12 protein-coding genes are annotated in these 11,608 nt (G+C 67.0%); 6 read left to right on the top strand and 6 right to left on the bottom strand.

The window, feature by feature from the left end:
- Positions 1–261: 261 nt before the first annotated feature.
- Both G6N38_RS23650 and G6N38_RS23645 read right to left on the bottom strand, forming a co-directional pair.
- Positions 262–1,602, bottom strand: coding sequence for a condensation domain-containing protein (locus tag G6N38_RS23650; RefSeq protein ID WP_163750407.1), 1,341 nt, complete (start codon positions 1,600–1,602; stop codon positions 262–264).
- Between the two features lie 18 nt (positions 1,603–1,620).
- Complete coding sequence (locus G6N38_RS23645; protein WP_163750406.1) at positions 1,621–2,115, bottom strand: winged helix-turn-helix transcriptional regulator; 495 nt, start codon at positions 2,113–2,115, stop codon at positions 1,621–1,623.
- A 94-nt stretch (positions 2,116–2,209) separates the two neighbouring features.
- Between G6N38_RS23645 and G6N38_RS23640 the strand changes: the two genes are divergently transcribed.
- The 3 genes from G6N38_RS23640 to G6N38_RS23630 are packed head-to-tail and all read left to right on the top strand — an operon-like array spanning position 2,210 to position 4,372.
- A complete protein-coding gene (locus tag G6N38_RS23640) occupies positions 2,210–3,412 on the top strand; it encodes a thiolase family protein (RefSeq protein ID WP_163750405.1) in 1,203 nt (400 codons plus the stop codon).
- Positions 3,413–3,414: 2 nt separating this feature from the next.
- Entirely contained in the window at positions 3,415–3,909 is a 495-nt protein-coding gene (locus G6N38_RS23635) for a DUF302 domain-containing protein (RefSeq protein WP_163750404.1), read from the top strand.
- Positions 3,910–3,934: 25 nt separating this feature from the next.
- Positions 3,935–4,372 carry a hypothetical protein gene (locus tag G6N38_RS23630; protein ID WP_163750403.1) on the top strand — a complete coding sequence of 146 codons (438 nt, stop codon included), beginning with the start codon at positions 3,935–3,937 and terminating at the stop codon, positions 4,370–4,372.
- 57 nt (positions 4,373–4,429) lie between these two features.
- Here G6N38_RS23630 and aspS read toward each other — a convergent pair whose 3' ends face one another.
- On the bottom strand, positions 4,430–6,208 hold the full coding sequence (aspS, locus tag G6N38_RS23625) for an aspartate--tRNA ligase (RefSeq protein ID WP_163750402.1): 1,779 nt from the start codon (positions 6,206–6,208) through the stop codon (positions 4,430–4,432).
- A 118-nt stretch (positions 6,209–6,326) separates the two neighbouring features.
- Here aspS and G6N38_RS23620 point away from each other — a divergent pair, with 118 nt between their 5' ends.
- Entirely contained in the window at positions 6,327–6,815 is a 489-nt protein-coding gene (locus tag G6N38_RS23620; protein ID WP_163752315.1) for an SRPBCC family protein, read from the top strand.
- Here the strand turns inward: G6N38_RS23620 and G6N38_RS23615 are convergent.
- Complete coding sequence (locus G6N38_RS23615) at positions 6,806–8,293, bottom strand: carboxylesterase/lipase family protein (protein WP_163750401.1); 1,488 nt, start codon at positions 8,291–8,293, stop codon at positions 6,806–6,808. The two genes, G6N38_RS23620 and G6N38_RS23615, sit on opposite strands and share 10 nt — an antisense overlap.
- A 72-nt stretch (positions 8,294–8,365) precedes the next feature.
- Between G6N38_RS23615 and ypfJ the strand changes: the two genes are divergently transcribed.
- A complete protein-coding gene (gene ypfJ / locus G6N38_RS23610; RefSeq protein WP_163750400.1) occupies positions 8,366–9,250 on the top strand; it encodes a KPN_02809 family neutral zinc metallopeptidase in 885 nt (294 codons plus the stop codon).
- Between the two features lie 64 nt (positions 9,251–9,314).
- Positions 9,315–9,989 (top strand): MBL fold metallo-hydrolase, encoded by a 675-nt coding sequence (locus G6N38_RS23605; RefSeq protein ID WP_163750399.1) that lies wholly within the window; start codon positions 9,315–9,317, stop codon positions 9,987–9,989.
- On the opposite strand, the gene G6N38_RS23600 is transcribed toward G6N38_RS23605, so the two are convergent.
- Positions 9,986–10,654, bottom strand: coding sequence for a DUF427 domain-containing protein (locus tag G6N38_RS23600; RefSeq protein WP_163750398.1), 669 nt, complete (start codon positions 10,652–10,654; stop codon positions 9,986–9,988). The two genes, G6N38_RS23605 and G6N38_RS23600, sit on opposite strands and share 4 nt — an antisense overlap.
- A 4-nt stretch (positions 10,655–10,658) precedes the next feature.
- Entirely contained in the window at positions 10,659–11,549 is an 891-nt protein-coding gene (locus G6N38_RS23595) for an acyl-CoA thioesterase (protein WP_163750397.1), read from the bottom strand.
- Positions 11,550–11,608: the final 59 nt, after the last annotated feature.

Genomic DNA, 11,608 nt, shown 5'->3' with positions numbered 1-11,608 from the left:
GTGCGGTGAGCAGCGGGTTGGACCTGCTGCTGACCCGGGTCGGCCTGGGCGTCGTTATCCGTTGACGCACCCGAGGAGGTGTAGGTCTGGCTCTCCGTTGTCATCACCTGCCCCCCTTCTGTCCTTGCAGTTCGGCCTGTCGATTCACCGCGGCTGCATTTAGCACCGCTACATAGTAGGACTAACGGATCTCGTCAGCATAACCCGTGTGACGAGCCTCATGGATCAGGAAAAGCTCCGACCGCCGTCACAGCACCCCGGCTATTCGACGGTGGCGGTGAGCCCGAACTCGTCGAGTACCTGAGCGAATATGGCCTTCAGCTCGTCTCTGCTGTTCGGCCCACCCGGCCGCCATGCCGATGCCGTGAGCGAGACTTTTCCGTTGACCTGGCCGCACGCCACAAACAGCGTCCCGCCGAGCCGGTCGAGGATATCGGCGGTGGTCCTGGACTCGATCTGTCGCAGGACAAGACATTCGGCGTCGGTGCCGTCCGGCCGGTTCACCGAGGCGTCCAGCTTCCCGAGGTTGGAACAACCAACCGGGGCGCCCGCGCCCAGTGCCAGCCCCTCCAGCCGGCGTGCCAGACCGGGCGGGACCAGCGGCGCGAGCGCCACCGGACCCAGCAGTTCGAAACGCGCCTCGGACAGCGCCGCCAGAGTCCGCTTCAGCTCGGCGCGCACGTCCCGCAGGCTCGTCGTGACGTCGGACGGATCGATCGTCAGCGTCATCCCGGTCAACGCGTTGGCCCTGGTGTCCCCCTCAGTGCGTTCACTGACCGGGAACTGCAGCCTCACCAGGCCACTGTCGTCGATCCGACCCAAGACCTGCCCAAGCTTGGCGCCGATGCCGGCGAACAGCGAATTACTGGTTCCACCAAGGCTTTCCATCCGACTCTGCCACTGGGCCTCGTCGACGTAGGCCGCCACCGACGGCACGGTGACCAATGCTGCGCCGTCGAGCCTGCCGGGCGAGGGGCCCGAGCGACCGGCCGACGAAGCGAAGTCTCTGGCGTTGTTCCTGGCCAGTTTGATCGCGGCAACCACCGCCTTGGCGATGTCGGGAATCGCGCGCAGGACCTGAGCCGCGTCCTGGCGCAGCGCCTGACCACGGGTGCGCGAACCCGGCTGGGGATAGCCCAGTTCCCAGGTTTCACCTCGGGCGGCATGGCCGATCGCCTGCGTGAGGGCGAGGCCGTCACAGACTGTGTGGGAGGCAATCAGCGTGATCACCGCCCCGCCTTCGGTCAGCGGCTGCACTGCCACTCGCCAGGACGGCCCGGCCTCGGGATCGATCGGGATGCGCAGCTGCTCGTCGAGCCAGGCCATCGCTTCGCTGCGGGGGCGGGCGGTGGCGGCGAGGTCGATATCGGCCGGACCCCGCCAGGTCACCCAGCGGTCGCGGGCAAAAGGCAGCGGTGACCTCTCGACCCGGCGCCCGAGCAGACCGTGGCCCAGGTTGTGGTGGAACCTCCGCACCGCGTCGAGGTCAACCGGATGCTCGTAGATCCAGCCGTACTGGGCGAGCGGTCCACGACCGAGCGCCCGCAGTCCGAGGAAGGATCCCTGATCGATGTAGGCCAGCGTGGAGTCCACGACCGGCATGTTACTCAGGCGGCGACGTCACTCGGTCGCAACCGTGGGATTACCTTTTCGCCTGATCTCCACGCCGAGCTCGGCCGGTGGCACGAGATGACCTTTGGCGCAACGGATTTCCACAGTTGCATCCGCCCCGCAATCGAGATGGGTCAGCCGTAACCGGCTGTCATTGCTCAGGTGGCGGCGCCCCCACTCGAACATCGACCACACCACGGGCATCAGATCGGTGCCGGCCTCGGTGAGCACGTACTCGTCGCGGACCCGCTGCCCCGGTTCGCGGTAAGGCTGCCTGGTCAGCAGGCCGGCGTCGACCAATTCGGCAAGTCGGGCCGCGGTGGCAGCCTTGGTGATGCCCATCCGTCGGGCGAAGTCGTCGAACCGGGTGGTGCCGTAGTAGGCCTCGCGCAGGATGAGCATCGCCGACTTGGTTCCGATCACCGCCATGGTTTTTTCGATCGGGCATTTGCCGACCGCCGACCAAGCGTCGCGGTCAACCAGGGGGCCCTGCAGCACTGTCACAGACGTCACTTTCTTTCTGAGTTGTTTTCACTATACCTAGGTGTTATAGCTGGGTATAGAACGCACTACTCAGCGACGAGTTCAGGAGGACCCAATGGCCGGTTACACAGGACGAGACGCCGTCATCGTCGGGGCAGTCCGCACCCCGATCGGCAAGGGCAAGCCCAGCGGCGCATTGCACGGTGTGCTGCCCGCCGATCTGCTGGCCCACAGCCTGACCGAGCTGGTGACGCGCACCGGCGTCGACCCGGCCGAGGTCGACGACGTCATCGCCGGCGCGGTGACACAGGTCGGTGACCAAGCGGTCAACATCGCCCGCAATGCGCTGCTGGGCGCCGGCTTCCCCGAGACGGTTCCCGGCACCACCGTCGATCGCCAGTGCGGTTCCAGCCAGCAGGCGATCTCGTTCGCCGCGCACGGTGTCATCGCGGGCGCCTATGACGTGGTGATCGCCGGCGGTGTGGAGTCGATGAGCCGGGTACCGATGGGGTCGTCGGTGCTGCCGGGCAGCGATCCGTTCGGCACTCGTTTCGCCGAGCGCTACTCCGAGGGTTTGGTACCCCAGGGCATCAGCGCGGAGCTGATCGCCGCCCGCTGGGAGTTGTCGCGCACCCAACTCGACGAGTTCTCCGCAGCCAGCCACGAGAAGGCGGCGCGGGCCACCAAGGACGGACTGTTCGACAACGAGCTGGCGCCGGTCGCCGGCCTGCGGACCGACGAGATCATCCGCCCCGGCACAGGCGTCGACACGCTAGCCGGGCTCAAGCCCGCGTTCTACAGCGCGGCCTATGCGGCGCGCTTCCCCCAGATCACATGGGAGATCACGCCGGGCAACTCGTCGCCGCTGTCCGATGGCAGCGCCGCGGTGCTGATCACCTCGTCAGAGGTGGCGCGCAAGCACGGCTGGAAACCACTGGCTCGCATCCACACCACGACCGTCGTGGGCTCCGATCCGCTGTACATGCTGACCGGCGTCATTCCGGCGACCCAGAAGGTGCTGTCCCGGGCCGGGCTGACGTTGTCCGATATCGATCTGTTCGAGGTGAACGAGGCCTTCGCGCCGGTGGTGTTGAGCTGGGCGAAGGAAATCGGCGGACGACTTGACTCGGACCTTCTTTCGAGGACCAACGTCAACGGCGGCGCGATCGCGATCGGGCACCCACTGGGCGCCAGTGGCGCACGAATCATGACCACGCTGGTCAACGCGCTCGAACAGCGCGGCGGCCGCTACGGCCTGCAAACCATGTGCGAGGGCGGCGGCATGGCCAACGCCACGATCATCGAGCGGCTGGTCTGACCATGACCGAGATCGGATTCACCGGAGTGCGGGTGCGCTATGACAGCACCAAGAGTTACGACGAACTCCTCGCCGCGCTGCTCGCCGACATCGGCGAGCAGCCGGTGCCGATCAACGAGATCGGGGCGATCGACGGCGATTGGCACTCGTATCAGGAGCGCGTCGAAAAGTATGTCGGGCCAAGCGGATTCATGTTGTTTGCGTTGCTTGACCATGGGGGCTGGATCCCGAAGGCCGGTATCGAGCGCAAGGCGATGCGGGCCATCCTCGGCAACCCGTTGATCGCCATCACCATGATCCGTCACGACGTGACGGCGGCCCTGTTCGCTCCGGTCGAGCTGTTGGTGCTCGACGAGCCCGACGGTCACAGCAGCCTGACGTACGTCAAGCCGTCGTCGTTGATGGTCGTGGAGCCGAATGCCCCGTTGCTCAGCGCTGCCCAGGTTCTCGACGCCAAGCTCGCTGCGCTGGCTGCAAAGGTTTCCGCGCCGAAGTAACGCCCGTTAGGCAATACTCGTGCCGATGCAGCTCACACGATTTTCGATCGCAGGACTGACGGCCGTGGCGCTGGTGGCGGCGGGGTGCTCGAGCAACGATTCGTCCTCGGGGCCGACGTCGAGCCAGGCGGCATCGTCAAGTGCCGCTGCCATCTCATCGAGCTCGGCGGCAGCGACCTCGTCGGCCGCGCCCACCCCTCCGTCCGCGGCGGCCGGGACACTGGACGACTCCACCTGTCTGGACATCGGCTTCGCCAAAGACAACCTGATGGTCGCCACGAACGCCGACAGGGCGCGCGCGAACGCCGACACGCTCGAAAAGTACAGTCCGCCTGACCCGGTGAAGGCCGCCATCGAGCACTTCGTGACCACGGTCGGCGCGCAGCCCACCGATGCCGATCTCGACACCAACCGGAACCAGATCACTGATTGGCTCAAGCAGATCTGCCCGAACCTCACCTAGTGATTTCGGCGCGGTAACCGCCACCCACGGGGCGGTTACCGCGCCGAAACCACAACGTCAGGGCTTGTCCGGCTTCTCGGGCTTGAAGTCGATTCCGGATTCCTTGCGCTGCTGGGCGGTGATCGGGGCCGGGGCATCGGTGAGCGGATCGACCCCGCCGCCGGACTTCGGGAACGCGATCACCTCACGGATCGAATCCACCCCGGCCAGCAGCGCCACGATGCGATCCCAGCCGAACGCGATACCGCCGTGCGGAGGCGCACCAAAGGTGAAGGCGTCCAACAGGAATCCGAACTTCTCCTGCGCCTCGGCATCGTCGATTCCCATCATGGCGAACACGCGCTCTTGGACATCGCGGCGGTGGATACGGATGGATCCGCCGCCGATCTCGTTGCCGTTGCACACGATGTCGTAGGCGTTGGCCAGCGCTGAACCCGGATCGGTGTCGAACGTCGCCTCCGACTCGGGCATGGGTGAGGTGAACGCGTGGTGCACCGCGGTCCAGTTCCCTGAACCCACCGCCACGTCACCGGCCGCCGTCGCCTCGTCGGCCGGCTCGAACAGCGGCCACTTCACGATCCAGGTGAAGGCCCAGGCGTTGGGATCGATGAGGTCGAGTCGCTTGGCGATCTCGATACGTGTGGCGCCGAGCAGCGCACGGGCGCCCTTGGGAGTTCCGGCCGCGAAGAACACACAGTCCCCCGGCTTCGCGCCGACATGGGCGGCCAGGCCCTCCCGCTCTGCGTCGGACAGGTTCTTGGCGACCGGGCCGCTCAATTCACCGTCCTCGCCGACGAGCACATAGGCCAGCCCCTTATGCCCGCGCTGTTTGGCGAACTCCTGCCAGCCGTCCAGCGTCCGGCGCGGCTGCGATGCGCCGCCGGCCATCACCACGGCGCCGACATAAGGCGCCTGGAAGACTCGGAACGGAGTGTCCCTGAAGTACTCGGTGCACTCGACAAGCTCCACAGCGAACCGCAGGTCGGGCTTGTCGGACCCGAACCGGCCCATGGCCTCGGCGTAACACATCCGCGGGATCGGCGTGGGCAGGTCGTAGCCGATCGTGGACCACACCGACCGCAGCACTTCTTCCGAGACGGCGATCACGTCCTCGGCGTCGACGAAGCTCATCTCCATGTCCAGCTGGGTGAACTCGGGCTGGCGGTCGGCGCGGAAATCCTCGTCGCGATAGCACCGAGCGATCTGGTAGTAGCGCTCCATGCCTGCCACCATCAACAACTGCTTGAACAGCTGCGGGCTCTGCGGCAGCGCGTAGAACGAGCCGGGCTGCAGCCGGGCTGGGACCAGAAAGTCGCGCGCGCCCTCCGGTGTCGAACGGGTGAGCGTCGGCGTTTCGATTTCGACGAAGTCGTGGCTGGCCAGCACCGAGCGTGCGGCCGCATTGACCTTGGAGCGCAACCGGATCGCATCACCCGGGCCACCTTCGCGGCGCATATCGAGATAGCGGTACTTGAGCCGCGCTTCCTCGCCGGCCTGCTCATCGAGCTGGAACGGCAGCGGGGCGCTCTCCCCCAACACCGTCAGCGACGTGGCGTTGACTTCGATCTCGCCGGTGGGGATCTCAGCGTTGGCGTTGCCCTCGGGGCGGACCTCAACCACCCCCTCCACCGCCACGCAGAACTCGGCGCGTAGCCGGTGGGCCGCAGCCAGCACGTCGGCGTCGCGAAAGACCACCTGAGAGACGCCGGATGCGTCGCGCAGATCGATGAAGATGACGCCGCCGTGATCGCGCCGGCGAGCCACCCAGCCGGCCAGAGTGACCGTCCGTCCGGCGTCGGTGGCCCGCAACGTACCGGCGGCGTGACTGCGCAGCACTGTGAAAACTCCCAGGGATCGAGGGTATGGAAATCGAGGTATCAGTCTATGAGGTAGACCCGACCAGACATTCTTCACCTCAGTGTATGGTCAGCGCGGAGGTAGCCCGATGACCACGATGTATCCCTGTGAGCGCGTCGACCTGGACTGGATCAAGAGCGCGCCGTTCCGCTTCTCCAACAGCATGGACCTCGCCATCACGCCCGAGCAGCTCTTCGACGTCCTCGCCGACGCGCAGTCCTGGCCGCAGTGGGCCAAGGTCATCACCAAAGTCACCTGGACCAGTCCCGAGCCCTACGGGGTCGGCACCACCCGGACCGTCGACATGCTCGGCGGGTTGGTCGGCGACGAGGAGTTCCTGGCCTGGGAGCCGTTCAGGTACATGGCGTTTCGGTTCAACAACTGCTCGAACAAGGTGGTCGCCGCGTTCGCCGAGGAATACACCGTGGTGGAGACGCCGGGTGGTTGCCGGCTGACCTGGACGCTGGCGCAGAAGGCGAACGGGCCGGCCCGGGTCGGTCTGGTCGTGGGCGGGCCGCTGATGAACCTGTCGTTCAAGTGGTTCCTGGCCAACCTGCGGCGGTACACCGACAAGCGCTACGGCTGACTTACCGACGCCCAGGCCTGGCGGCGCTGTGCGTCGGGGTCATTGACGGACACGTCGCGGTTCGACTGGATGATCCTCGTACGTCGCCGCGCGGTGTCGTAGCGGGGCCAGTCGTCGAGCGCACCGTGCGTGGCGAAATTCAGCCAGCTGCGTTGCATCCGGCGGCCCACCGCGGGCTGCACGCGCCGCCCCAGCGGGTGCAGCTTGCGGCCCAGGTAAGAGCCGTAGCTGTGCTGAATGTGCACGATCTCGCTGCCATGGGTGGCGCCGAGCCCCAGCATCCGCAGCGTCCAGGTGGTGTGGTCGAACCGGTAGACGTGGGTGGTCGCGTACGAGCTGTAGGCGTCGGCGAACGCCCACGTCGGTGCCCCGAACATCACGTCGGAGCCGACGGCGATCTGCGAGCGCCGGCGCGGATAGTCGGGGTAAGCGGCCAGCACCCGAGCGCGGGCGTCGGGCGCCACCCGGTCGAAGTAGGCATCGATGCTCTCGACCGTGGTCGGCAGCATGGGCGGCTTGGCCCAGGCGAACATCGACGCCTCGTGGCTGTTGGTTCCCACGATCAGCGGCACCCGGTTGACCTCACCAGCCCGCGCCGCCTCGATCGGGTGTCGCGGCAACAGATCCACCCCGTAGGTGAGCCCGTAGGCCAGCGTCGGGCTGGTCGCCACGCTGCGGCGCTGGATCTCACCCGCCGCACGGCGCAGTACCCGCTGCGGCAGGACCGGGAACGCGGCCGGATCGGATCCGACCAGATCGACGAACTCGTGGGCTCGTCGCGCCCGAGTTGCGCGGTCGGCGATCAGCGGCAGCGCCGGGCTCTGCGCGATCGCGCGGGCGAACAGGCCGTCTCCGGCCGGGCTCGCCAGCAGCGCCAGTACCGACGTCGCACCGGCCGACTCACCGAAGATGGTGACCCGCTGCGGGTCTCCGCCGAACGCAGCGATGTTGTCCTGCACCCAGCGCAGCGCAGCGATCTGGTCACGCAGACACAGGTTGTCGGCGAAACCGGCACCGAGGTCGCCGAGTTCGAAGCCGCCGAACACGCCGAGCCGATAGGTCACGTTGACCACCACGACGTCGCCGTTGGCGGCCAGCCGCGAGCCGTTGTAGAGCTGCAGTTGCCCGGCGCCGTAGACGAATGCCCCGCCGGGGATCCAGACCATGACGGGCAACGGCGTGTCCTTGTGCGGCGGCGCCCATACCGTCAGTGTCAGGCAGGCTTCGTCGCGGATCTTTGGGTCGTCACGACCGCCGCCGACGAATGAGCGACCCTGCGGGGGCATCGGTCCGAACTCGATGGCGTCGCGCACACCTGACCACGGCTGCAGCGGGATGGGCTCGCGGAAGCGGCGATCCCCGACGGGTTGCTCGGCGTAGGGAATGCCACGCCAGACGCGGACACCGTGCTCGGTAGCACCACGCACGGCACCTAGGGACGTGCAAACCAGGGTCGACGGATCGGCGACGACGGTCACGGCGCAATCGTAATGTGGCAAGGTGAACGAGCCGGGAAGTCTGCGCTGGGGTGTCGATGTCGAGGAGTGGCCATGACCTTCAACGAAGGTATGCAGATCGACACGAGCACCACGTCGACCAGTGGCGGTGGTAGCGGCCGGGGCATCGCGATCGGTGGTGGCCTCGGCGGCCTGGTGGTGGTGCTTTTGGCGGTGTTCCTCGGGGTCGACCCCAGCCAGGTGCTCAGCCAGCAGCCGGCCCTACCGCCCGGCGCCGAGCAGTCCTCGGGCTACGACCTCAGCAAGTGCAAGACCGGCGCCGACGCCAACTCCTACGTCGAATGCCGCGTGGTGGCCACCGGCAACTCCGTCGACGGCGTATGGGCGGATCTACTCAAGGGCTACACCCGCCCGAAGATGAGGCTGTTCAAGAACAGCGTGAACACCGGCTGCGGACCGGCCACCAGTGATGTCGGGCCGTTCTACTGCCCGGTGGACCAGACCGCCTATTTCGACACCGATTTCTTCCAGGTGCTCACCGACCAATTCGGCTCCAGCGGTGGACCGTTGGCGCAGGAGTATGTGGTGGCCCACGAGTACGGCCACCATGTGCAGGACTTGCTCGGTGTACTGGGCCGCGCTCAGCAGGGCGCGCAAGGCGCCACCGGGGGCAGTGTCCGCACCGAGTTGCAGGCCGACTGCTATGCCGGGGTGTGGGCGCATTACGCCGCGATCACCAAGCAGCCCGGCACCGATGTGACGTATCTGGAACCGTTGACCGATAAGGACATTGCCGACGCACTGTCGGCGGCGGCCTCGGTGGGCGACGACCGGATTCAGAAGCAGGCGACCGGACGGGTGAACCCCGAGGCGTGGACGCATGGATCGTCGGCCGAGCGCCAGAAGTGGTTCACCACCGGGTATCAGACCGGTGACCCCAAGCAATGCGACACGTTCAAGGCCGGGAATCTGGGCTAGGGCGATGTTCGCCGGCAGCTGATCGGCTTCCGTCCGGGCCAGGTGGCCGCCTACGGTCTGACGCATGGAACGTATCGAGGTGACGCCGGTGCTGACGATGTTGCGCATCGGCGGCTGGCAGGCCTACCTCATCGACGACGGCAGTGAACGGCTGCTGATCGACACCGGCGCCCCCGACGGTGGCGCCGAACTCCTTTTGGCCTGCGGAACACCGGATCTGGTCATTCTGACCCACTGCCACGTCGATCACTGCGGGTCAGCCGCCGCCGTGCACGGGCGCACCGGCGCACCGATTGCCGCCGGCGCGGCAGACGCCGAGGTCATTCGCGGTGGGCTGGTGGCTACCCCACCGAAGTTCGAGGAGTGGGAACTGCCGCTCCACCAACGGGTCTCGGCTGATCTCCCGCCGGCCGCGCCGCCAGCGCCGGTGGACATCGAACTGCACGGCGGGGAGGTTCTCGACGTCGTCGGCGGCGCGCACATCATCGCAACACCGGGCCACACCGACGGCAGCGTCGCGGTCCATCTCGTCTCCCACGGCATCCTGTTCACCGGCGACACCGTCGCCAACGTGGGCGAGGTGACCCTGGGGGTGTTCAACCGAGACCGGGACCGCACCGCCGAGTCGTTTCGTACCCTGGCCGAAATCGACTGCGATACGGCCTGCTTCGGGCACGGCGAGCCGCTCGCCGCGGGTGCCGCTCAATGTCTGCGCGATGCGGCCGCCCGGCTCGGCTAACCCACTCTAGGCAGCTCGGCCGCTACGTCGACTCGCTCCGGATCGAAGCTGAAATATCCCTTGATGGGCACCGTTTCGGGCAGCGGATCGTCGTAACTCCAGGCCGCGTCCTCGACGTCGCCGACGGCCCAGTAACTCGCGTACCCCTTGTAGTTGCAGTAGCTCGACGTGGCCGTCGGCCGCAGCAGATCGGTGCGCAAATGGGCGGGCGCAACGTAAAGCTTTGGCGCCAAGGATGTTTCGAACACAATCATAGTGTCGTCGGTATCCACCAACACACTGTCGGCAACCACGACCCGCAACCGCCGCCGGGTGGGCCGGCAATCGACGCGGTGATACGGGTTCGGTGGGTAGTGCACCAGGGTGCGCCCCTCCTCCACCCACGTATCGACGGCACCCCAAGGCACCCGCACGTAACCCGGCGCAACCTCTTCGGGTTCGGTTGGCAGATCGGCTGTTTCACCGACCGGGAAGACATAGCTCAACGGCGCGCCGGCGCGGTGGACCAGCAGCGCGTTCTCGGTGTCGATGACTAGCCGGCCGCCGCGCAACGCCTGAACCCGGCGCGGATGGGGCTCGACGTAGATGATCGGCTCGGCCACCGGCGCGGAAAACCAGCCGGCCCGATCGGGACCGAGTGGGCCGCGCCCGGCCACCAAGCTCATCGCACTAGATCCGGGCTTCGGCGGCGATCGCGTTGTCGGTGGTGCGCAGCGGGCGAATCAACGCGTCCTGGGTGAACGACGCGATCAGCTCACCCTCGTGCGTGTGGATCGCCCCGCGGATGTAGGACATGCCGGCACCGACCTGCGTGCTCTCGTGGGTGTAGAGCAGCCAACCGCTCCAGGCGACCGGCTCGTGGAAGCTCACCGTGACGGTCATCGGCGCGGTCGAGACGCTGAGGTGGGACTGCGCGGTGCCGATGCCGGCGTGCGCGCGCATGGTCGTCGAGATGCCCAGATGCCCGGTGAAGTAAGCGATCAGGGCCTTGGCCAGATCATCGCGGGTCGGGATGGGCTCGTAGTGCAGCCACGCGTACACCTCGGGCGGGCCCACCTCGTCCGGGCTGTTGATGTCGACGACGTCGACCAACTTGACCTGCCGTCCCCGCATCGGCATGTCGCAGACATTGGACTGATCCGGCCCGGCCACCTCGGGACGCGGCAGATGGTGGCGGATCACATCCGCGGTGGGCACGTCGGCGAGCACCGTGAAGGTCATGCAGCGCTTGTCGTTCTGCGATGCGGTGATGATCGCGGACGCGGTGGAGCGGCCTTCGGAGACGACATCGATATCGAGCACCACCGGCGGGCCCACCAGCACCGCGCGGGCGAACGCACCGTGCACCGAGCGAATTGACTTGCCCTCGAAGCGCTTTGCCGCCGCGACGATCGCCTGAGCGAGCACCTGTGTGCCCTCGACCACCTGCCGCTCGTCGGCATCGGCGATGCCCGTCGGGGCGATGAAGCGATCCCGGCCGTCGGCCTGGACGTCGAAGAGCTCAAGCAGCCGGGCCACTGTCCAGTGGGTCTCGCCGGAGTCTGCAGGGTTCGAAGCCATGTTTCCCTCACCTCGTCGCGCGCCAAGACGGTAACGTCATTCTCGTCACTGTAACCCGA

Source organism: Mycolicibacterium helvum, assembly GCF_010731895.1.
Classification (GTDB): Bacteria; Actinomycetota; Actinomycetes; order Mycobacteriales; family Mycobacteriaceae; genus Mycobacterium; species Mycobacterium helvum.
This window is presented reverse-complemented; position numbering and strand designations above follow the sequence as displayed.